The 21410-nt window shown below is 72.6% G+C and carries 19 protein-coding genes; 9 read left to right on the forward strand and 10 right to left on the reverse strand.

The genetic code is table 11. From position 1 onward, the window contains the following. The first annotated feature begins 72 nt into the window (after positions 1-72). From ACIODU_RS20275 to ACIODU_RS20285, 3 genes are all read left to right on the forward strand, one after another. A complete protein-coding gene (locus ACIODU_RS20275; protein WP_401769219.1) occupies positions 73-633 on the forward strand; it encodes a MarR family winged helix-turn-helix transcriptional regulator in 561 nt (186 codons plus the stop codon). 152 nt (positions 634-785) lie between these two features. Then, a complete protein-coding gene (locus tag ACIODU_RS20280; protein WP_401769221.1) occupies positions 786-1352 on the forward strand; it encodes a sigma factor-like helix-turn-helix DNA-binding protein in 567 nt (188 codons plus the stop codon). Continuing rightward, entirely contained in the window at positions 1349-1600 is a 252-nt protein-coding gene (locus ACIODU_RS20285; RefSeq protein ID WP_356428141.1) for a hypothetical protein, read from the forward strand. The genes ACIODU_RS20280 and ACIODU_RS20285 overlap by 4 nt, the downstream gene beginning before the upstream one ends. Before the next feature lie 15 nt (positions 1601-1615). On the opposite strand, the gene ACIODU_RS20290 is transcribed toward ACIODU_RS20285, so the two are convergent. From ACIODU_RS20290 to ACIODU_RS20300, 3 genes are all read right to left on the reverse strand, one after another. Beyond that, positions 1616-2290 (reverse strand): hypothetical protein, encoded by a 675-nt coding sequence (locus ACIODU_RS20290; RefSeq protein WP_401769223.1) that lies wholly within the window; start codon positions 2288-2290, stop codon positions 1616-1618. Continuing rightward, positions 2283-2801, reverse strand: coding sequence for a SigE family RNA polymerase sigma factor (locus ACIODU_RS20295; protein ID WP_401769225.1), 519 nt, complete (start codon positions 2799-2801; stop codon positions 2283-2285). The genes ACIODU_RS20290 and ACIODU_RS20295 overlap by 8 nt, the downstream gene beginning before the upstream one ends. Positions 2802-3077: 276 nt before the next feature. Then, a complete protein-coding gene (locus ACIODU_RS20300; protein ID WP_356428144.1) occupies positions 3078-4238 on the reverse strand; it encodes a cystathionine gamma-synthase in 1161 nt (386 codons plus the stop codon). A 129-nt stretch (positions 4239-4367) separates the two neighbouring features. Here ACIODU_RS20300 and ACIODU_RS20305 point away from each other — a divergent pair, with 129 nt between their 5' ends. Continuing rightward, complete coding sequence (locus ACIODU_RS20305; protein ID WP_401769227.1) at positions 4368-5471, forward strand: hypothetical protein; 1104 nt, start codon at positions 4368-4370, stop codon at positions 5469-5471. 131 nt (positions 5472-5602) lie between these two features. Beyond that, positions 5603-6268, forward strand: a complete 666-nt coding sequence (gene msrA / locus ACIODU_RS20310) for a peptide-methionine (S)-S-oxide reductase MsrA (protein WP_401769228.1) — start codon at positions 5603-5605, stop codon at positions 6266-6268. Positions 6269-6899: 631 nt separating this feature from the next. Here msrA and ACIODU_RS20315 read toward each other — a convergent pair. Beyond that, positions 6900-7430, reverse strand: a complete 531-nt coding sequence (locus ACIODU_RS20315; protein ID WP_356428152.1) for a hypothetical protein — start codon at positions 7428-7430, stop codon at positions 6900-6902. A gap of 303 nt (positions 7431-7733) precedes the next feature. Here ACIODU_RS20315 and ACIODU_RS20320 point away from each other — a divergent pair, with 303 nt between their 5' ends. From ACIODU_RS20320 to ACIODU_RS20330, 3 genes are all read left to right on the forward strand, one after another. Next, the gene (locus ACIODU_RS20320; RefSeq protein WP_401769230.1) at positions 7734-9185 is read left to right on the forward strand and encodes a ParB/Srx family N-terminal domain-containing protein; all 1452 of its coding nucleotides are present in this window, start codon (positions 7734-7736) and stop codon (positions 9183-9185) included. Positions 9186-9537: 352 nt separating this feature from the next. Continuing rightward, entirely contained in the window at positions 9538-11238 is a 1701-nt protein-coding gene (gene abc-f, locus ACIODU_RS20325) for a ribosomal protection-like ABC-F family protein (protein WP_401769232.1), read from the forward strand. A 991-nt stretch (positions 11239-12229) separates the two neighbouring features. Beyond that, positions 12230-13825 (forward strand): hypothetical protein, encoded by a 1596-nt coding sequence (locus tag ACIODU_RS20330; protein WP_401769234.1) that lies wholly within the window; start codon positions 12230-12232, stop codon positions 13823-13825. Positions 13826-13840: 15 nt separating this feature from the next. On the opposite strand, the gene ACIODU_RS20335 is transcribed toward ACIODU_RS20330, so the two are convergent. From ACIODU_RS20335 to ACIODU_RS20355, 5 genes are all read right to left on the reverse strand, one after another. Then, a complete protein-coding gene (locus tag ACIODU_RS20335; protein ID WP_401769236.1) occupies positions 13841-14824 on the reverse strand; it encodes a GNAT family N-acetyltransferase in 984 nt (327 codons plus the stop codon). 110 nt (positions 14825-14934) lie between these two features. Continuing rightward, complete coding sequence (locus tag ACIODU_RS20340) at positions 14935-15621, reverse strand: ABC transporter ATP-binding protein (RefSeq protein WP_356428164.1); 687 nt, start codon at positions 15619-15621, stop codon at positions 14935-14937. 146 nt (positions 15622-15767) lie between these two features. Then, positions 15768-17228: an ABC transporter permease gene (locus tag ACIODU_RS20345; protein WP_401769238.1), complete on the reverse strand. Its 1461-nt coding sequence runs from the start codon at positions 17226-17228 to the stop codon at positions 15768-15770. 128 nt (positions 17229-17356) lie between these two features. Next, on the reverse strand, positions 17357-18628 hold the full coding sequence (locus tag ACIODU_RS20350; RefSeq protein WP_356428190.1) for an Ig-like domain-containing protein: 1272 nt from the start codon (positions 18626-18628) through the stop codon (positions 17357-17359). Between the two features lie 160 nt (positions 18629-18788). Next, positions 18789-19253 (reverse strand): hypothetical protein, encoded by a 465-nt coding sequence (locus ACIODU_RS20355; RefSeq protein WP_401769240.1) that lies wholly within the window; start codon positions 19251-19253, stop codon positions 18789-18791. 109 nt (positions 19254-19362) lie between these two features. Here ACIODU_RS20355 and ACIODU_RS20360 point away from each other — a divergent pair, with 109 nt between their 5' ends. Continuing rightward, a complete protein-coding gene (locus ACIODU_RS20360) occupies positions 19363-19677 on the forward strand; it encodes a hypothetical protein (RefSeq protein WP_401769242.1) in 315 nt (104 codons plus the stop codon). A gap of 61 nt (positions 19678-19738) precedes the next feature. On the opposite strand, the gene hutH is transcribed toward ACIODU_RS20360, so the two are convergent. Then, positions 19739-21280 carry a histidine ammonia-lyase gene (gene hutH, locus ACIODU_RS20365; protein WP_401769513.1) on the reverse strand — a complete coding sequence of 514 codons (1542 nt, stop codon included), beginning with the start codon at positions 21278-21280 and terminating at the stop codon, positions 19739-19741. Positions 21281-21410 lie beyond the last annotated feature (130 nt).

Below are 21410 nucleotides of genomic sequence, written 5' to 3' on the forward strand. Positions count from 1 at the left end.
TTGCCGCGTACTCTGTCCCCCACCAACCGACCACCGCACGAGAGAGCCCTAGCCATGCCCCCCATTCAGGACATGACTTCCGCTGCGTCGGCCTCCCGGGAGACGGTCACCGAGCTTTCGGGCGACGCGAGCCTCCTGGATGCCCTCCAGCACCAGGTGGCCGTCTTCGCCCGCCGCGCCGAGCAGACGCGGCTCGGCGGCATCGGACAGGTCCGCAACTCGATGGACCGCGCCGCCTACCTGCTGCTCAACCGGCTCCACCAGGAAGGCCCGATGGGCGTCAAGGCCCTGGCCGCCGGGATGGGCATCGACTCCTCGACCGTCACCCGGCAGGTCGCGCCGCTCGTCGACACCGGTCTGGTCAAACGCACCTCGCACCCGGAGGACGGCCGCGCGGTCGTGCTCCAGCTGTCGGCGCGCGGACAGGCCCGGCTCGAAGAGGTCCGCTCGTCACGGCGTGAGCTGATGGCGCAGGTCACGGACGGTTGGGCGGCGGAGGAGCGGGAGGCCTTCGCCACGCTGCTGACCCGTTTCAACGCCGCCCTGTCGGCCCGGCAGGCGGGACTGCCGCCCGGGGAGGGCGGCCCGGCCGTCGAACCGGACGAGACGGGCCAGGGACCGACGGCCCGCTGACGCCCGGCCGGGTCAGCACCTGACCCGGCCTCCGGCACGACCCGGCCCCGGCGCGACCCGGCACCCGGCGCGAGCCCGCACCCGGCGCGACCCGGCCTCCGGCCGGACCCGCCCTCTTGACCGTGGCCCCCCGGCGGGCCTCATATGAGGGCGTGCGACAGCGGCAGGCGGCCATGGACCGCCGGCGGGCCCGGGAGTTCGAGGCGTTCGTCGCGGGCGCGGCCGGCCGGCTTCTGCATGCGGCCACCCTGCTCACCGCCGAACCCGCCCCCGACACCCCGCGCGCCCGGCGGCTGCTGACCGCCGCGCTGGCCCGTACGTACGCGCGCTGGGACGAACTGCGCGGCGGGGACCCGTACGACGTGACCCGCCAGGATCTCGCGCTGCGGTACGCGCACGGCGCGTGGCGCACCCGGCGCCGCACCGAGGGGCCCCTCGGGTCGCTGCGCCCGCAGGAACGGGTGGTGCTGGTGCTGCGCCTGTACGAGGGAGTCCCAGAGGAGCAGACCGCCGCGCTGATCGGTCTGCCGCCGGACCGGGTGCGGGTGATCCTCGCCCGGGCCATCAGGCGGGTCCGGGAAGCGGCACGGGTACGGGAAGCGGCACCGGCACGTGAATCGGCACCGGCACGAGAATCGGCCGCAGTACGAGAAGCGGCACGGACCCCGGAAGCGGGACGGATCCCGCAAGCGGCACCGGTACGGAAGGCGGCGGAATGACGCGCTCCGATCGGGAGGAGGCCGAGGTCAGACGGCTGCTGGACACCCCGCACCCCGTCGTCCCCGCCGACCTCGCGCCCCGGGCCCTCGCCCGAGGCACCCGCCTGCGCCACCGGCGCCGTACCGTACGCCGGCTGCTGTGGCTGATACTCATCGCCGCCGTGATCGTCCTCGCGGTCTGGGCGTCGGTCACCGACCCGTGGTCGCCCCCGCCGATGCGCACGACCCCGCCTCTGGAGGGCGGCTGAGGCCCCTCACCGGGCTCACCGGGTGAGGTCCTTCCGTACGAGAACGTTCCCGGCGTCGTCGTACAGGGTGAGGCTTCGCGGGATCCGGCCCGTGGGCTTCACGTCGGCGTGCCACGCGCCCCAGCCCGGGTCGCCGGCCAGCCGCACCACCGTGCCCTCGTACGTTCCCTGGGCGTCACGCACCACCATCCGCGCCACGCCCCGCGCCGTGAACTCACCGATCCAGTGCTGCCGGGCGCCCGCCTCCGACGAACCCTCCGTCGATGCCTGGACCAGGCCCACGGACGGCGTGTCCGTGGTGTAGGTGTCGCACGAGGTGAGGCGGACGAGGCGGGAACACTGACGGCCGTCCCCGGTCAGCCACACCGTCAGCTTCGCCGACACCCTCACCTTCTCCAGCGGCGCCACGACCTTCACCCGCTCCGTCACGGTGGGACTCGGCGTCGCCTCCGTGACCGGTCCGGCCGGGAGCGGCCGTACGGTCCCGCCGGTGTCGGCCGGAGCGGTCAGCAGGAGCGTCGCCGCCGTGAGCGCGGCGCCGCAGACCGCGACGCCCCCGGCGCGACGCCGGATCCCGCGCCGCCGTACCGCGTCGAGGATGGCCCCGGTGGGCGCGGGAGTGGGGGCGACGGTCCGGGCGTACCCGTCCAGGGCGTGCCGCAGTTCTTGGGCCTGCGTGGGATCATTCATCACGTTCTCCTCCGGCACTCGCGTAGGCGGCCAGGGCGGGGTGGGCGCGCAGGACGGCGAGGGCCCGGCGCGTGTGGACTTTGACCGTGCTGGTCGAGCAGCCCAGGACAAGGGCGGTCTGCTGTTCGGTCATGTCCTCCCAGAACCGGAGGACGACCGTGGCGCGCTGGCGTACGGAGAGCATGCTCAGGGCCTCCGCCACCGCGAGACGGGTCTCGACCGCGTCCGCGTGCCCGCGCAGCGCGCGGTGGGGCACGAACGGAGTGAGCAGCTGCGCCACGCGTCTCCTGCGCAGACGGCTGCGGTGGTTGTTGACCAGCGCGCGGCGTACGTACGTGTCCACCTCGCCGGCGGGCAGATGCCGCCACCGGGCGCACACCTTGACCAGCGTGGTCTGCACCAGGTCCTCGGCGTCGTGGAAGTCACCGGTGAGCAGGTGGGCGAAGCGCACCAGCCGGGGCCACCGGGCGTCGACGAAGCGGGTGAAGTCGGCGTCGTGGTCAGTGGTCACGAGCACACGAGCACGGGGTGGGGGTGGGTGCGAAGGCGGGCGCGGGAAGTCTGTTCGTCCGCTTCATCTCTGGGGTGCTCCTTGTCGGCGTGGCGGGTCGAGGAGGGCGAGGGACGGTGCCGCCGTCCCTCACCCTCCTCAACTCCGCACCGCCCACGTACAGGTGACACCTCCGACGTGGTTCTTCCGGAGCGGCCCTCACACCAACGGGCCCCGCCACGAGAACCGCCTCCCGGGCCGAGGGGCCCGGGAGGCGGTGAAGGGTCGGACGACGACCTACCCCAGCGCCTGCTGGAGATCGGCCAGCAGGTCGTCCGCCGACTCCAGGCCCACCGACAGCCGCACCAGGTCCGACGGCACCTCCAGCGCCGAGCCCGCCACCGACGCGTGGGTCATCCGGCCGGGGTGCTCGATCAGGGACTCGACCCCGCCCAGGGACTCCCCCAGCGTGAAGAGCTTCGCCCGGTCGCAGACCGCGACCGCCGCCTCCTCGCCGCCCTCGACCTGGAAGGAGACCATCCCGCCGAACGCCTTCATCTGCTTCGCGGCGACCTCGTGGCCCGGGTGGTCGGGCAGGCCCGGGTAGAGGACCTTGGTGACCCGGGGGTGCTTGACCAGCATCTCCGTGATCCGGGTCGCGTTCTCGCTGTGCCGGTCCATCCGTACCGCGAGCGTCTTGACGCCCCGCAGCACCAGCCACGCGTCGAACGGCCCGGCGATCGCGCCCATCGCGTTCTGGTGGTACGCCAGTTCGTCCGCCAGGTCCGCGTCGTCCACGACCAGCGCGCCGCCGACGACGTCCGAGTGCCCGCCCATGTACTTCGTCGTGGAGTGCACGACGACGTCCGCGCCCAGCGCGAGCGGCTGCTGGAGATAGGGGCTGGCGAACGTGTTGTCGACGACCAGCTTCGCGCCGGCGGCGCGCGCGACGCCCGCGAGCCCGGCAATGTCGCTGATGTTGAGGAGCGGGTTCGACGGGGTCTCGACCCAGATCGCCTTCGTACGGGGCGTCAGCGCGGCCCGCACCGCCGCCGGGTCGGACGTGTCCGCGACGGACCACTCGACGCCCCAGCGCGAGACGACCTTCGCGAAGAGGCGGAACGTACCGCCGTACGCGTCGTTCGGGATGACGACGTGGTCGCCGGGCGACAGCAGCGTACGCAGCAGGCAGTCCTCGGCGGCGAGCCCCGACGCGAAGGCGAGCCCGCGCCGGCCGCCCTCCAGGGCCGCCAGGTTCTCCTCCAGCGCGGTACGGGTCGGGTTGGCGCTGCGGCTGTACTCGTAACCACCCCGCAGCCCGCCCACCCCGTCCTGCTTGTACGTGGAGACCTGGTAGATCGGGGGGACGACCGCGCCGGTGAGGGGATCAGCGGTGTTCCCCGCGTGGATGGCGACGGTTTCGAAGTTGCGGTGCTCGCCGCTGTGCTGGTGGCTCATGAGGACCGAGCGTAGCGCCGGACGGCCGCCCCTCGCGTACGGCGCCCGGCGCACCCCGTGCCCGGAACGCCCTTGCCGCCCGGCGCACCCCGTACCCCGAACGCCCTTGCCGTCCGGGACAATGGGGCCATGGAGATGCTCTGGTTCCTGTTCGCGATCGGCCTGTTGGTTCTGGCCTTCAGCCCCTACCTCAGGCGGCGGCGCGGCGGTCCCCGCCTGGTCGCGCCCGGTTCGCCGGACGCGGCCGACCCGGCGGCGTACGGATTCGTCCGGCAGGAGGAGCTGGACATCCGGCTGCCGGGACCCGACGAGGAGCTGCTCGACGTGCTCGACGTCGTCCAGGCCACCCAGGACTGGCGCCCGGCCTCCCGGCTGCTCGCCGCGACGCCCAAGGAGGGCGAGCTGCGCTGGCAGCGCGTGCAGGCCTTCGCGGGCGCCGCCTCGCTGGAGCTCAGGGAGCGGCCCGGGGTGGGCGGCACCTGGCTGCGGACGTGGCGGTCCGAGGCGCCCAAGGACGCGGGGGCGGCGGCCGTGTACGCGGAGTTCCTGGTCCAGCAGGCGTGGCGGACCTCCACCGTCGGCGCGGACGACTTCCGGATCATCCTGGAGGAGGCCCGCACACTGTGCGGCGAGGCGGCGCTGCTGGCGCCCGGCGACCCGGTGCCGTACATCGTGGAGCTGTCGGTGGCCCGGGGCCTCGGCTACCCCCACGAGCGGTTCGACCAGGTGTGGGCGAAGGTCATCGACCGCGCGCCCGCGCACATGGGGGCGCACCTGGCGGCGCTCCGGTACTGGTCGGAGGCGTGGCACGGCTCCCGCGAGGAGGCCGACCACTTCGCGACGGCCGCCGCCGCGCGGGCCCCGCAGGGTTCGCTGCTGGCCGCGCTGCCGCTGTTCGCGGTGTACGAGCACCTTCCCGAGGTCAATCTGGTGCAGGGCTTCTACCGGAGCGCGGTGGTGCGGAAGGCGCTGGAGGGCGCCCTGTTCGCGGTGCACGCGGCGCGTCACGACGACCCGATGCTGTCGCACGTACGGCACCTGCTGGTCCTCTTCCTCGTACGGTCGGAACGCTGGTCCGAGGCGATGAACCAGCTGGTGGGGGTGGACGGGCACGTCGGCGCGCTGCCGTGGACACACACGGCCGACCCGGCGGCGGAGTACACGGTGTACCGGGCGCTGGCGGTGGCGGGTTTTGAGGCGAACGGCGGGACGACGGCGTCGCTGCCGGGGTGACCCCGGGACCGGTGCCGGGCCGGCCCCCCGACCGGCGCCGGTGCCCCTGCCGCCCACCCGCAGGAACGGAATGTCCCGGACCCCCCGCACGTTGTGCAGGGCAGGACCCCACAGCCGAGGAGACCTGAGAGATGTTCGTGTCACGCCGTACCCCCGTACTCCCCACCCCCGAGCAGGCCCTGCCCGGCCGCCCCGAGCCCGAGTACTCGGTGCCGGCCCGCCACACGGTCCTCGGCAACCCCTTGACCGGCCCCTACCCGGAGGGCCTGGAGGTCGCCGACTTCGGCCTCGGCTGCTTCTGGGGCGCCGAGCGCAATTTCTGGCAGACGGAGGGCGTCTGGACGACGCTCGTCGGCTACCAGGGCGGTTTCACGCCGAATCCCTCGTACGAAGAGGTCTGCTCGGGCCTCACCGGTCACACGGAGGCGGTGCGGGTCGTCTTCGACCCGAAGATCGTGTCGTACGCGGAGCTGCTGAAGCTCTTCTGGGAGTCGCACAACCCGACGCAGGGCTTCCGCCAGGGCAACGACGTGGGCAGCCAGTACCGCTCGGCGATCTACACCCACTCCCCCGCGCAGGCCGCGGCGGCGGCGGAGTCGCGCACGTCGTACCAGCGGGTGCTGACGGACTCCGGGTACGGGGAGATCACGACGGAGATCGAGCGGTCGGAGGGCCGCGAGTTCTATCCGGCGGAGGGGTATCACCAGCAGTACCTGGACAAGAACCCGTCGGGTTACTGCGGGATCGGCGGCACGGGCGTCTCGTGCCCGATCGGCGTGGCCCGGACGACGAGCTGACCCTGCGCCGGTGAGCGCGCCTCACTGATGTCCTCAAACGCCGGACGGGCTCTGTTTGTGGCGTCTGCCCGGGGCGCGGGCGCGGCCTACTGATTGTCCTCAATCGCCGGACGGGCTTGATTTTGCCCGCTGCGGCCCGGTGTCCCGGGTGCGGGCCGGTTGCCGGGGGCCGGTCAGGGGTCGTGTCCTGCACTGCATGTTTTACGTCGCGTGCGACCGGTCGTATTGATTGACGATCGCCATGCGACACAAAACACGCTTTACGTTCCGGACACGACCCCTGCCCGTCCCCCTTCCAGGCCCGCGTCACTACCCGGCCCACCCCGGGTCTTTAAGCCCGTCCGGCGATTGAGGACATCCGTGACCCGCACTCGACAATGGCCAGGGGCCGCATCCAGCCTGTCCGGCGTTTGAGGACGCAGTAACCCGCGCCCGCGCACCGGGCGGAGGCACCCCCAGCCCGTCCGGCGTTTGAGGACATCCCTGAGTCGCGCCCGCGCCCCGGGCGGGCGCCACAAACGGAGCCCGTCCGGCGATTGAGGACAAGCAGTGGGCCGCGCCCACCACCCGGGCGCAGACGCCCGTCCGGCGAGGCAGGACACGCAGCTACCGCACCCGCCCCCGCGTCCCCTCACTTCGTCAGAACATTTGCCGCCACGATCACCAGACCGATCAACACATCCACCACCCCCACCCGACACGCAGACCCCCACCCCCGCCCCGCCGTCCGCGCAGCCCAAAGCCCCCAGCCGAACAACGCCGCCGTATTGATCGTCAGCGCCGCGTCAATCGCCGCGTTCTCCCCCCACCAGCCCCAGTACGAGCCCAGCAGCACCGCCCCGGTCGGGAGGGCCGCCGCGACCAGGGGCCACTCCGTCAGCACCGAGCGGACCGTGCTCGCGGTGACGGGTTTCTCGTCGGCCGTACGGTGCGCGATCGCGTGCGCGTACCCGTGCCCGGTCGCCGAGACCAGCGCCGCCACCATGATCCACAGGGCGTCGTAGCCCGGGTCGTCGGGTCCCGTGTCGTGGTCGAGCGCGGCAGCAAGCGCGCTGGCCAGGACCGTTCCGTACACACCGCCGAACAGCAGCCGCTGGAGCGGTTCGTCGCGCCGGCCCGGAGGATCGGAGGCGCTCTCGGGGGCACTGACGGGGTCGGACAAGGCGCCACCTCCCGGGACGAGGACGTCGTTCCACTCCGGAGATGTAACCGCACCCCGGACATATCCCCCGCGAACCCGGGCCCCGCCGTCGTGGCGGCCTCAGCCGTTCCCCGGCCGACGCGGCGGCAACTGCTCTACGCTGAAGGGCATTTGGCCGCGCCCGACGCGACCGTTCACCCGCCCGTCGCCCGCCCGACAGGTTCACGTCACCCCGCGGGCCCGGAGGGATGAGTGGATGTCCGCGCCCCCCGCAGCGCCGCTCCCGTGCGGGTGCGCGCTCACGCCGAGACAAGTGGAGACCGTATGAGCGGCTCGTCCCGTACGCCGTCCAAGCCCCACGGAGCGAGAGGCCTCAGCGGCGGTCTGGCGGCCGGAGCCCTGGTGCTGGGCACCGTCCTCGCCGGCGGCGGCCCCGCCCTCGCGGCCAGCGGGCCGGCCGGGGCCACGAGCACGACCACGGCGGCGAACGCGGCCCGCTGCGCCGGCCCGAACGCGGCCGCCCTCTGCGCCCGGCCTGGCGACCTCCTTGACGTGACGCTGGATCAGCTGCACCCCACCCAGCCGGCCATCGGCTTCGACCAGATCTACTACAAGCTCGGCCGCTACAGCAGCCCCAAGGACGAGCAGGCCGGCGACCTCAACAAGCGCTTCGACGACTGGTGCGAGACCAACGGCCAGGAAGAGGCCGCGTCCGCGCAGCCCGGCGCCCGGATCTCCGACCCGTCGAGCTTCACCTGCACGGTCGCGGTCGGCGACGAGACGCCCGACACGCTCTCCCAGATGAAGACGGTCGTGGTCGGCCCCGGCGGCGCGCTGTACCTCACCGACGGACACCACACCCTGACGTCCTTCCTGGAGACGCCCGACGGCGGACCCAAGACGCACATCCGGCTGCTGGTCACGGGCAACCTGAGCGCGCTGCCCACCGCCGCGTTCTGGAAGACCATGCAGGACAACAAATGGGTCTGGCTGCGGGACGAGAAGAACGACCCGATCACCGTGGACCAGCTCCCCACCCGCCTCGGCCTGGCGTCCTTCCACGACGACCCGTACCGGAGTCTCGTCTACCTCACCCGTGACATCGGCTACCAGGCCCCGGCCGAGGCGGCCGAGTACCTGGAGTTCTCCTGGGGCACCTGGCTGCGCGGGCGCCTGGACCTCGCCTCGTACGACCTCCGCGACCCCGCGTCGTACCTCTCCGCCGTCCGGACCGCCTCCGAGGCCATGTCCGCGACCCCGGGCGACACCGAGATCACCCCGGGGCTGACCGCCGACCAGGCGGGCCGGATGGCCGAGTGGAACGACGGGAAGAAGCCGACCGGCGGGGAGTTCGCGAAACTGGGCCTCCCGATCTCGGACAAGAAGCCCGGCAAGCTCGCCTTCGCGCTGGACTACCGGGCCAAGGTCGCCGTCCCGCCGGCCTGCACGAAGACGCTGACCGGCACGTACACCGGACCGCTGGTGGTCGCCTCCGGCGTCACCTGCCTCGACCGCACCCGACTGACCGGTCCCGTCGTGGTCCGCGCGGGCGCCTCACTGGTGTCCAGGGGCGCGGACATCACCGGTCCGGTCCAGGCGGTGGGTGCCCGTACGGTCAGCCTGTGCGGTACGCGGCTGACCGGGCCGCTCTCCGTCGTGAACACGAAGGACCGGCTGACGCTGTCGGGCCCCGGCTGCACCGCGAACGCCCTGAACGGGCCGGTCCAGCTGGTGGGCAACCCGGCGGAGGCGGCGGCGCCGGCTCTGGTCCCGTAGCGGGTCGGGGCTCGTCCGGCGACCGGTCGGGGCTCGTCCCGTGGCCGGTGGGGGCTCTGCCCGTAGCCGGTCGGGGCTCGTCCCCTCACCGCTCGGGGCTCGTCCCGCAGCCGGTCCGGGGTCTCCCCGTAACCGGTCGGGGGCTCGTCCCGAAAAGGTCGGGCCGGCCGGACCATCCCCGGCCGGCCCGGCACACAGCTTGGCCCGCGCCGCCCGGCCGCGTCCAATTCACTGGGCGCGGCCGGGCGACGCCGTTAGCATCGGTGTCATGTTCGCGCCCTACTTCTTCGTCTGATTCCGGACCCGCACTCCAGGTCCGAAGAATCCACCCGCCATCAGGGGATGAAGAAGCATGCGCGAACGCGCCCAACTCGCGATGAAGGACGTCTCGAAGGGGTACGGCGACCGGCCGGTCCTCGACCAGGTGTCGCTGACCGTACGGCCCGGCGAGAGGGCCGGGATCATCGGGGAGAACGGCTCCGGGAAGTCCACGCTGCTCCGGCTGCTCGCCGGGGTCGAGCGGCCGGACGACGGGGAGATCACGGTCCGTTTCCCGGGCGGGGTGGGCCATCTCACCCAGACCCTGGATCTCACCCAGAGCCTCGACCTCTCCCGGCCCGTGGGCCGGGACCGTGTCGTGCAGGACGCCGTCGACGCCGCCCTCGCCGGCCTGCGCGACCTGGAACGGCGGCTGCGCGCCGCCGAGGCGGCCCTCGGGTCGGCCGGACCCTCCGAACTGGCCGCGTACGGCGACCTGTTGACGACGTACGAGGAACGCGACGGCTACCGGGCCGAGGCCCGCCTCGACAGCGCCCTGTACGCGCTGGGGCTCGCCCACGTGACCCGCGACCGCCCCCTGGACTCGCTGTCCGGCGGCGAGCGGTCCCGGCTGGCGCTGGCCTGTGTCCTGGCGCCCGCGCCGGAACTGCTGCTCCTGGACGAGCCCACCAACCACCTGGACGTCCGGGCCACGACCTGGCTGGAGGACCGGCTCAGATCGCATAGGGGTACGGTCCTGGCCGTCACGCACGACCGGGTGTTCCTGGAGCGGATCGCGACCACGATCCTGGAGGTCGACCGCGACACCAGGGCCGTGACGCGGTACGGCGACGGCTGGGCCGGCTACCGCACGGCGAAGGCCGCCGAGCGGCGCCGCCGGGTCCAGGACCACGCCGAGTGGGTCGCCGAGGTGTCCCGTACGGAAGAAGAGGTGGCCGCCGCGGGACAGCGGCTCGCGGGCACCGGCAAGGACCCGGGCCAGGGCTTCGGCAAGCACCGCCGCTCGCACGAGACGAAGCTGTCGGGGCAGGTGAGGGCGGCCAGGGAGCGGCTGGGGCGGCTGCGCAGGCAGGCGGTGCCCGCGCCGCCGGAACCGCTGCGGTTCACGGCGGGCCTGCGGGCGGGGCCCGACCCGGCGGTGGTCGGCGAGACACTCGTCTCGCTCGAACGAGTGACGGTCGGCGACCGGCTGCGGGTGGACGCGCTGCGGATCGGCGCGGGCGCACGGTTGTTGGTGACCGGTCCGAACGGGGCGGGGAAGACCACGCTGCTGCGGGTCCTGGCGGGTGAGCTGCGGCACGACTCCGGGACGGTGCTCAGGTCGGGCCGGGTGCGCAGGGGCGGGATCGGTTACCTGCCGCAGGAGTTGCCCGCCGCAGCGTCTCCGCTGCCGCTGCTGTCCGCGTTCGCGGCGGGACGCCCGGGGCCGCCGGACGAATACGAGGCCGAATTGCTCTCTCTGGGGCTGTTCCGCGAGGCGGATCTACGGGTCCCGGTCGCCGCGCTCTCGATCGGCCAGCGGCGGCGCCTGGAACTGGCCCGCCTGGTTGCCAGCCCCGCTGAGCTGCTGATCCTGGACGAGCCGACCAACCATGTGGCTCTGAGCCTGGTGGAGGAGCTGGAAGAGGCGTTGGTGCCGTACGCGGGCGCGGTGGTGGTGGTCTCGCACGACCGCCGCTTCCGCGAGTCCTTCGAGGGTACGCACCTGGAGCTGCGCGCGGGGCGCGTGGCGGAGACGGCGCGGGCGGGCGACAGAGGGAGGGTGGGCGGGTGACTGAGGGGGAGTCGGCGGGTGACTGAGCGGGGGTGGGTCATGCTCGGCCTGTACGTGGCCGGGGTGGTGGGAACAGAGATTTCTTGGCTGGTGCCGGTGCGGGGCTGAGCGAGGCACACGTGGCGGGTGATCGGTCGGCTCACCCGCCGTCGTGGCCGGCTTTCTGTGGTTGCTGCCAGAACCTCGTGCCCTGCGGGGTGGCGCGCTGTTGGTTCCTGGGGAGGGAGTGATGAGCGTGTGCTGGACGTACCCCCGTCCCGTCTGTACGTGCGGCACCCCGCCCCGCGAGCCCGGCATGATCGGCAACACACCCCCTAGGGTGAGAGCCGTGCGCATGAGCGAGGAGACGGCGGAAGAGGAACCGACGCCCGGGGCGGGGGAGGGACCGGCTTCCGCGACCGGGAGGGGGCCCCGGTCCGGGAGGGGAGGGGGGTCCCGGACCACCGGCAGGAGGACGGAATCCGAGACACCCCGAACCGATGCCGCACGTGGCTCCGATCCCGCACGTCCGGCCAGGACGACATCCCGGCCCGGTCCCGGGGCCAAGCCCCGGACAGGAACCACCCCCCAGACCGATGACCCGAGCCGCGCCCCACGCCGCGCCAGGAGGACGGAGCCCGCATCCCGGGCGGAGACGGGGCCTGTATCTCGGGTCGAGGACCCGGCCCCGGCCGCCTTCCGGGCGGGGGCAACGGGCCGGGCCGAGGCCCCAGGCCGGATCGGGACTGGGTCCGTGCCCCCGGCCGAGGACCCCAGCCCGGCCGCACTCCGGGCCAGGACAACGGGCCCGACGGGAGCCCCACCCCGGACCGGGACGGCGGGCGGGACCGAGGCCGTCGGCCGGGGCGGGGACGCCGGGGCCGCCGGGCGTTCGGGCGAGGGGGTGGGGGTCGTCTCGGGGGCTCGTGGAGGTGGGGGCGGGAGCCCGGCCGTCGGGCCGGGCGCCCGTGCGGGTCGTGGGGGCGGTGCGCGCGCCGACTCGCCGTGGCGGGTGCCGTTGTTCGTCGTCGGGGTTGCCCTTCCCTTCTATGTGTTCTGGGCCGTCGTCCTCGCCACCGGTGGGGGCGACCTCGCCGCCCAGCTCGCCTGGGCCGGGTTCATGGCGCGGCACCCCGGGTCCGCGTACAACCTCTCGTGGTACGGCGGTACGCACACCGCCAACTACAGCGTCCTCGCTCCCCCGCTGATGGCGCTCCTCGGCGTCAGGACCACCTCCGTGCTGGCGGGGCTCGCCGGGACGTGGGCCATGGCCGCCCTGTTCGTACGGGCGAGAGTGCCCCACGCCGTGTGGCCCGCGCTCCTGGGCGCGCTCGTCCTCTGGTGCAACGTGGCGTCCGGACGGACCACCTTCGCGTGGGGTGCCGCCGTCGGGCTGCTGGCGCTGTTCGTGCTCCTCCGGTCGCCGGGAGGAACGACGCGGCGGACCGTCGGGCTCGCCTGCGCGCTGTCCGCTCTCACCGCGCTCGCCAGCCCCGTCGCCGCCCTGTTCCTCGTCGTGGCGGGCGCCGCGTACCTGCTCGACCGGCAGTGGGGGAAGGCCGCCGCGCTGATCGTCCCGCCCTTCCTGACCGTCGGCGTGGTCACGCTGCTCTTCCCGTTCCACGGCGAACAGCCCATGGCCACAGAGAAGTTGTACATGCCGCTCACCGCCTGCGCGGCCGTCTGGCTCGCCGCGCCGCGCGGCTCGCGCGGCTGGCGCACCGTGCGGTACGGCGCCGCCGTCTACGCCGCCGGCGTGCTCCTGACCTACTCGATCGCCTCGCCGATCGGCACCAACGTGGAGCGGCTGATAGGGATCGGCGGACCCCCGGTGCTCCTCGCGGCGCTGCTGACCCGCGGCCTCGAACCGTCCCGGCTGAGGGGTCTCGTACGCGGGAGTCGTCTAGTCCCCCACCTCGTCCTCGCCGCCGCCGTGGTCCTGAACACCGGCTGGGTGATCGACAAGACCGACGACGACCTCGGGGTCTCCAACTCCGTGCCGTCCTGGGCCGCCCATCCCGAAGGCGTGATCGCCGCGCTGGACCGGCTCGGCGCGGACCGCACCCGCGTCGAGGTCGTCCCCGCCCGCAACCACCGCGAGGCCGACGTCCTCGCCCCGTACGTCACCATGGCCCGCGGCTGGAACCGACAGCTCGACGTCGAGCGCGGCCGGCTCTTCTACGACGGCACCTTCTCCCCCGCCACGTACCGCGCCTGGCTCGACCGCTGGGCGGTGGGGCTCGTCGTCCTGCCCGCCGCACGCCCCGACAGCCCCGCCGCCGCCGAGGCCGCGCTCCTGCGGAACGACCTCCCGGACTGGCTGGAGCCGGTGTGGCACGACAGCGGATGGGTGGTCTACCGGGTACGGAACGCCGTGCCGCTGGTGTCCTCCCCCGCGACCGTGGTGCGCGGCGGCGACGCGGATCTCGTGCTGCGGATGCCCGCCGCGGGCTCGGTGACGGTACGGATCGCCTACTCGCCCTGGCTCAGGGCGCCGGGCGCGTGTGTGGAGCGGGCGGGCGACTGGACCCGGCTGACGGTCCCGGAGGCCGGTGAGTACCGGCTGGGGTCGGCGTACCGGCTGCCCCGGTCCAACGGCTGCGGCTGAACAGCCGTACCTTGCCTACAGCTTGGCCTGGAAGAGACCCACCGGCCGCTCCCTGCGGTAGCCCAGCCCCTCGTTCACCGCGATCATCGACGTGTTGCCGTCGGCGACCGTCGTGCTGATCTCCCGTATGCCGGGGTGCAGTTCGTGCAGCGTCCCGAGGAGGTGGCGCTTGACCGCGCGGCCCAGTCCCCGGCCGCGGTGGGAGGGCACGACCACCGTGTCGTACTGGACGGCGCGGGTGGCCGCCGGGTCCCGCAGGACCAGTTCCGTGTAGCCGACCACGGCGTCCCCCGCCGTCGTGTCGAGCACGGCCGAGGTGAGGATCGCCCCGCCCCGGTCCTCGATGAGCCGGGCCGCGGCCCGCACTCTCCGTACGTCCCAGCTCGTCGCCCGCTCCTCCGGGGCCCCGCCCGGCGTGTCCTCCCGCGCGTCGTGGGCGCGGGCGAAACCTTCCGCCAACTCGTCGGGAACCACCCCGGACCAGTCGGCGAAGCGCAGTCCGGCGGGGAGCACCGGCTCGGGGACCTCGTCGAGGGTCTGCCGGACCCGCATCACGTACCAGCCGAGCGGGAGCGTGTTCGTGAAGCCGAGGCTGTCGACGAACGCCTCGCCCGCGCCGCCCAGTTCGAGGACGGTCGAGACCGAGGTCCGCCCGGCGGCGGCGAGTTCGTCCCGTATCGCGGTCCAGAGCGCGGCGCCGACACCACCCCGGCGGGCGTCGGGCCGCACCACCAGGACGTCGAGGAAGGCGGTCCGGAGGTGGGGCTCCTCGGTGAAGAGGAGAAGGGAGGCGACCCCGTCGTACGAACCGTCCGCCGCCGTCGACACGACGTGCACGTTCCGCCCCCCGACCGGGGGCAGCCGCAGCTTCCCCGCCGTCTCGGACCGGCTGGGCTCGGGGACGGACGCCGGGAGATCGAGGACGTGGGCCGCGGTGATCACCGCGTGCCAGGCGTCCGTCTCGGCGTCCGTGGGCGGGCTTCCCAGAGTGATCAGCATGAACCGAACCTACGCGTACGGGGGTGACGACGCCCGCGAGTTGCGGGACGTCCGGGCAGGGCAGGGGGCGCCGCCCCACGGACCTGGGGCCTGTCGTCCGGCTCTCGACCTCAGGCGGCGGTCGCGTTCTCGGTCACCGTGACCTTCCCCTTGCGGATGGTGGCGAGCCGGGGAGCACGGCGGGCGATGGAACTGTCGTGCGTGACCATGATGAAGGTCAGCCCGTGCTCTTTCCAGAGGCCCTCCAGCAGTTCCATGATCTCGTCACGCATCGACTCGTCCAGATTTCCCGTGGGTTCATCCGCGAGCAGCACCTTCGGGCGTTTCACCAGGGCACGCGCGATGGCGACCCGCTGCTGCTGGCCGCCGGACAACTCGCCCGGTACGTGACCGAGCCGCTCACCGAGCCCCACGGACTCCAGCGCCTCGGCGGCCTGTTGGCGCCGCGCGGGCCCCTTGAGGCCGAGCGGGACGAGCGCCGTCTCGACGTTCTCCTGCGCGGTGAGGGTGGGGATGAGGTTGAAGCTCTGGAAGACGAAGCCGATGGACTCGGCGCGCACCTTGGTGAGCCGGGCCTCGGACAGGCCGGCCAGGTCGACGCCGTCGAGTTCGACGGAGCCCGCGGTCGGCCGGTCGAGCGCGCCGAGCATCTGGAGCAGCGTGGACTTGCCGCCGCCGGTGGGGCCCTGGATGACCAGCCGGCCGCCGTCCTCGATGGTCAGATCGACGCCGGCGAGCGCGTGGACGGGCTTCTTTCCCCGGTGGTAGACCTTGGTGACGCCTTTGAGCTGGTACATCGGGCAACTCCTGCGGTACGAGGGAGGAACGAGGGTGGGGTGGTACGGGGGCGGGGTGGTACGGGGGCCGGGGTACGGGCGAGGAGCCGGGCCAGGGCGAAGAGTCCGGCTGCGGACGAGGGACCCGGCCGCGCACAGGAGCGGGCCTACTCGACCCGCCGCAGCGCGTCCGCCGGGCGCAGCCGCGAGGCGCGCCAGCCGCCGAAGCCGCCGGCGATCAGACCGCCGCCGACCGCGAGCGCCACGGCGATCCCGATGGTGGCGAGGGACACGGGCGCGGTGAGCGCGACGTCGAGGGCCTTGGAGGCGGTCTGCCGCGCCGGGCCACCACCGCCACCACCGAAGCCACCGAAGCCGCCGCCCGCCCCTGACGAGCCCGCGGAGCCGATCTGGGCCTTGAGGGTCGGGCTGATGGCCGTCACCAGGTAGGCGCCGCCGAGCCCGAGGGCGATGCCGAGCACTCCGCCCAGCAGCCCGTTGACCAGGGCCTCACCGATCACCTGGCGCGTGACGCGGCCGGACTTCCAGCCGAGCGCCTTGAGGGTGCCGAACTCCCGTACCCGGCGGCTGACCGCCGAGGAGGTGAGCAGTCCAGCCACCAGGAAGGCGGCGATGAGCACCGCGATCGACAGCCACTTGCCGACGCTCGTGGCGAGGTCGGAGGCGGTGGAGAGGGAGCCGGAGACGGTGTCCGCGAGGTCGGCGGAGGTGGTGACGGTCGTGCCCGGGATGTTCTTCTGGATGGTGGACTTGACCGCGCCGATCTGCTGCGAGTCGGACGCCTTCACATAGACCGTGGTGATCTTGTCCTTGGAGTCGGACAGGGTCTGGGCCTGCTTCAGCGGGATGTAGGCGTTGGCGGCGGCGTCACCGCTGTCCGCCGTGGCGATCCCGATGACGCTGAACTTGCTGCCGTGGATGGTGAGGGTCTTGCCGACCGCGAGGCTCTTCTTCTTGGCGTACGCGCTGTCGACGACCGCGACCTTCGCGTCGGTCTCCGTCGCCTTGAACGTACGGCCCGAAGTGATCTTCGAGGAGGTCAGCGGGCCGAGCGCGGGCTCCGTGACGTCGGCGCCGTACAGCGTGAAGGAGTCGACGTCGAAGTTGGCGCCGCCTCCGGAGACCCGGCCGCCGGTGCCGCCGCCGTTACGGCCACCGCCGGGAGTGCCGCCGTTCTCGTCGGGCTTGAACTCGCCTCGCGTGAACTCCCCGTTGATCTTCAGCACGTTCAGGCTCAGGCCGCCGACCGCGCCGGAGACACCGCTCTGGTCGGCGACCTCGGTCACCGTGGAGGACGCGAGGGTCTGGAAGCCCTGGACGACCACGCGGTCGCTGCTCTGCGACGCGCCGTCCTCGCCCTTCGCGTCGAACCGGAAGCGCGGGCGCCCCGACTCGCCCCCGGTCGCGGCGGGCGCGGCCTTGGTGACGGTCATGTCCGTGCCGAGGCCGTACAGCGATTGAAGGACCTTGTCCTGGGCGTTGCCCATACCGGCGGACACGGAATTGACGATGATCACGAGCGCGATGCCGAGCGCGAGCCCGGAGGCGACGACGAGCGCCGCCTTTCGGCGGCGGCGCAGTTCCCGCCGGAGGTATGTGAAGAACATGGGCGTGAAGTTAGGCGCGCGGTGTGATGGTCGGTTGAGGCCCCGCTGAGAACGCCATGAGAACGCCGACGGCGGCCGATCCCGTCACACGGGACCGGCCGCCGTTCGGCCGGGCGGCTGATGGAGGATCAGGCCTGCGAGCCGGCCTGCCACTCGGCCCAGGACAGGTTCCAGCCGTTCAGACCGTTGTCGGGCTTGATGGTCTTGTCCGGGGAGTTCTTCACGATGACGACGTCACCGACCAGCGAGTTGTTGTAGAACCACGCGGCGGGCTGGTTGTCGTCGCCCGCGCCCTTGACGTCCTGGAGGCCGACACAGCCGTGGCTGGTGTTGACGTTGCCGAAGACGGAGGGGGCGCCCCAGTAGTTGCCGTGGATGAAGGTCCCGGAGGTCGACAGCCGCATGGCGTGCGGCACGTCGGGGATGTCGTACTCCCCCTTGCCGTCGTCGTCGGTGAAGCCGACCGTCGCGCCGTTCATCCGGGTCTCCTTGAACTTCTCGGAGATCACCATCTGACCGTTGTACGTGGGGTTGTCGGGCGATCCCGAGGAGATCGGGATCGTCTTGATCGTCTTGCCGTCGCGCGTGACGGTCATGGTCTTCGCCTTGGCGTCGACCGTGCTGACCTGGTTGCGGCCGATGGTGAAGGTGACCGTCTTCTGCTGGACGCCGAAGACGCCCTTCGCGCCCTCGACCCCGTCCAGGTTCAGCTTGAGGGTGACCGTCGAGCCGCCCTTCCAGTACTGGTCGGGGCGGAAGTCGAGGCGCTGCTGGCTGAACCAGTGGCCGACGACCTGCTGGCCGCTGCTGGACGTGACGGTGATCCCGTCCTGCACGGCCTTCTGGTCGGTGATCGCCTTGTCGAAGTTGATCGAGACCGGCATGCCGACGCCGACCGTGGAGCCGTCCTCGGGGGTGAAGTTCCCGATGAAGCTGTTGGCGGGCGAGACGGTGGTGAAGGAGGAGTTCTCGAAGGCCTTGCGGCCCTTGCCGTCCTTCGCCGTCGCGGCGATCTTGTACGTCGTGGAGCGCTCCAGCTGCGCGTCCGGCTTCCAGCTGAGGCCGTCGGCGGACAGCGTGCCCTTCACGGCGGTGCCGTCGGCCGTCGTCATGGTCACCTGCGTGAGGGTGCCCTTGCTGACCGTGACCTTGGCGTCGTCGTTGATACCGGCGTTCGACGCCCCGTCCCGGGGTGCGATGACTATCTTGGCCTCGGACGTCGCCTTGGCGGCCGCCTCGTCCACCTGGGCCTGCGACGACGACTTCGTACTGTCGGCGCCGCTCGCGGTCTTGCCGCCGTCGTCGCTACAGGCCGAAAGGACCAGTACGCCACCGAGCAGTGCGGACGCGGCCATGAGGCCCCTGCGCCGCTTGCTGTCCGTCATCACACGTATCTCCATCATCGCCGACTACCCTGCCGATAACCCTTAAGAACACCTGTACCGGTTCGTCCGGTTCCACTTCGGCCGGCGATGTGGTGAATGCCACTTGCCGCTCGCGCACGGCCGTAAGCCCCGGCCCGCCACAGCAAAGGACCGGGGCTTACCAGAGTGACACGACTCAGCGCGGGCCCTGACCGTCGCGGTGGTCGAAGCGCGCTCCCCGGCCACCCTCCGCGCCGCCCGTACCGCCGTCACCGAGGCCGCCCCAGGGGCCGTCGCCGCCCTCGTCCTCGTCGCCGCCGGCCCCCTCGTCCCCTTCGTCGTCCCCCTCCTCGTCATCCTCGTCGAGTGCCCACTCCACCGCGTCGGGGTCGTAGTCGATCTCCTCGCTGGTCCACGACGCCTGCGCCAGCTCCACCCCCGGCACGTCCCTGACCAGGTCGTACGGCTCCACGAGATAGGCGAGGGCCTCCGCCGGGTCCTGCCGTACCGTCGCCTGCGCGTGCGCGCGCTCGTCCTCGCGCATGGTGTCGTCGGTGACGATCCGGTCCAGCGCCGCCGCGCTGAGCGGCTCGGGCCCGTCGATCTCCAGTACCAATTCGACCCGTAGCCGCACAAAACGTGATGTCTCAGAAGTGGTCATACGACGGAGCGTAGGGCTCCTGGCCTCCACGACTTTCCCGCGACCCGCTGCTTTCACTAGCATCAGCGCACCCAGCCAATTCGGCGTTGTCACAAGGGGGATCGATCACGTGTCCGTCGCACGCCGTCCGCTGCTGACCGCTACCGCCGCCGGAACCCTGCTCTGCGCTCTGTGGTTCGTCCCGTCCGCGAAAGCCGCGGAAGAGCACTCCGGCCCGGAACAACAGCCGGTCGCAGCCGGTCAGAGCTTCACCTCAGCCCGCCTGAACACCACCTCCGAGGACCCGAACACCTCACAACCCCTGGCCCTCGCCGACACGGGCAGCGTGAGCACCACGCCGTACCTGATCGGCGGGACCGCCTTCCTCGGCATCGGTGCGGGCTTCGTCGCGTACGCGGCGCGAAGAAGCGCCGGCCTGATCTGACGTACGTACGTGAGGGGCCGCCCGGTGCGCCGGGCGGCCCCTCACGCGTTTCTTGTACGTGTCAGGCCAGGGGGCCCGTGACCCGCTCCACGGCGGCGATCAGGCTCCCGTCCCGTACGAACGCGTCGGCGCCCGCGAGGTCGGGGGCGAGGAAGCGGTCGGGGCCGGGGCCCTCGACGCCGGCGGCGCGCAGCGCGTCGATCGCGGCGCGGGAGGCGGGCGCGGGCGTGAGGCCGTCGCGCAGCTCGATGGCGCGGGTCGCCGCGTACAACTCCACCGCGATGATCCGCGTGAGGTTGTCCACGGCGGTACGGAGCTTGCGTGCAGCCGACCAGCCCATCGAGACGTGGTCCTCCTGCATCGCGGAGGACGGGATGGAGTCGACGGACGCGGGGACGGCCAGCCGCTTCATGTCGCTCACCAGCGCGGCCTGGGTGTACTGGGCGATCATCAGGCCCGAGTCGACCCCGGCGTCGTCGGCCAGGAAGGGCGGCAGGCCGTGCGAGCGGTTCTTGTCGAGCAGCCGGTCGGTACGGCGTTCGGCGATCGAGCCGAGGTCGGCGGCGGCGATGGCCAGGAAGTCCAGGACGTACGCGACGGGCGCGCCGTGGAAGTTGCCGTTGGACTCCACGCGGCCGTCGCGCAGGACGACGGGGTTGTCCACGGCGGCGGCCAGCTCGCGGCCGGCCACGATCCCGGCGTACTCCAGGGTGTCCCGGCCGGCGCCGGCGACCTGGGGGGCGCAGCGCACGGAGTACGCGTCCTGGACCCGCGGGGCCGCGTCCTCCTGGAAGTGGCCGGTGAGGCCGGATCCGGCGAGGACCCGCAGCATGTTGTCGGCGCTGGCGGCCTGGCCCGGGTGCGGCCGGATCGCGTGCAGCTCGGGCGCGAGGACCTTGGCGGTGCCGAGAAGGGCCTCCAGGGTGAGCGCGGCGGTGATGTCGGCGGAGGTGTAGAGGCGGCGCAGGTCGGCGAGGGCCATGACCAGCATGCCGAGCATGCCGTCGGTGCCGTTGAGCAGGGCGAGGCCCTCCTTCTCGCGCAGCTCGACGGGCGCGATGCCGTGCCGCGCGAGCAGCTCTCCGGCGGGGCGCACGATCCCGTCGGGTCCTTCCGCGTCGCCCTCGCCCATGAGCGTCAGCGCGCAGTGCGAGAGGGGCGCGAGGTCGCCGGAGCAGCCGAGGGAGCCGAACTCGTGCACGACGGGCGTGATCCCGGCGTTCAGCACGTCCGCCATGGTCTGGGCGACCTCGGGGCGTACGCCGGTGTGCCCGGACGCGAGGGTCTTGAGCCGCAGGAACATCAGCGCGCGCACGACCTCCCGCTCGACGTGGGGCCCCATGCCGGCGGCGTGGCTGCGCACGATGTTGCGCTGGAGCCGCGCGCGGAGTTCGGGCCCGATGTGCCGGCTGGCGAGCGCGCCGAACCCGGTCGAGACGCCGTAGACGGGCTCGGGCTTGGCGGCGAGCGCGTCCACGACGAGGCGGGCCTCGGCGATCGCGCTGCGCGCGGTTTCGCTGAGCGTGACCTTGGCGTGGTGTCGGGCTACGGCGAGGACGTCTTCGGGGGTGGTGCCGGTGGTGCCCAGGATGACGGTGTGCATATCCATATTCAGGAGCGTACGGATTGAATCCGAACGTGTCACTAGGCGGGCTGCGGGGCGGCTTGGCGGCCGGCTTTTGTCCTCCATCACCGGACGGGCGTCTGCGCCCGGGTGGTGGGCGCGGCCCACT

The organism is Streptomyces sp. NPDC088261 (assembly GCF_044740805.1).
Taxonomy (GTDB): Bacteria; Actinomycetota; Actinomycetes; order Streptomycetales; family Streptomycetaceae; genus Streptomyces.